The 468-nt window shown below is 46.6% G+C and carries 1 protein-coding gene; it reads left to right on the forward strand.

What is annotated here, in order from left to right:
* The coding region (locus NE664_13695) for a PfkB family carbohydrate kinase (protein ID MCQ4727686.1) at positions 1–446 on the forward strand (446 nt) is incomplete at its 5' end.
* Between the last annotated feature and the right edge of the window lie 22 nt (positions 447–468).

The raw sequence follows: 468 nt of genomic DNA on the forward strand, positions 1-468 counted from the left end.
TAGAACAATTGAGAAAAGACGGTTATTATTTTTATAAGCCCAATCTTCAGGAATTATTTGAACTGTTTGGGCGGGAACCGGTGTCTGACCGAACGGCAGTCAGAAAGCTGGCTTTACAGCTTGTTCAGGATGGAGTGGCCTTTGTGTTGGTTTCCCTTGGGGCAGAGGGGGGAATCCTGGCTGGAAAGGATTGCTGCTGGGAAGCAAAAATCCCCAGTGTAGAGGTGACTTCCACGATAGGAAGCGGAGATTCGACGGTGGCAGGATTTGCCATAGGCTTGAGAATGGGCTGGAGCATGGAAGAGATATTTCGCTTTTCCATGGCCTGCGGCATCGCCAATGCCATGGAAAAGCAGGTGGGAAGAGTGGATCCGGAGCGGTTGGAAATGATAAAAAATAAGATAAATATAGAGAATATACCAAATAAGGAGGTTTCACATTTATGAAAAAACGAGGGTTAGCAATGGG

The sequence above is a fragment of the Anaerotignum faecicola genome (assembly GCA_024460105.1).
Taxonomy (GTDB): Bacteria; Bacillota; Clostridia; order Lachnospirales; family Anaerotignaceae; genus JANFXS01.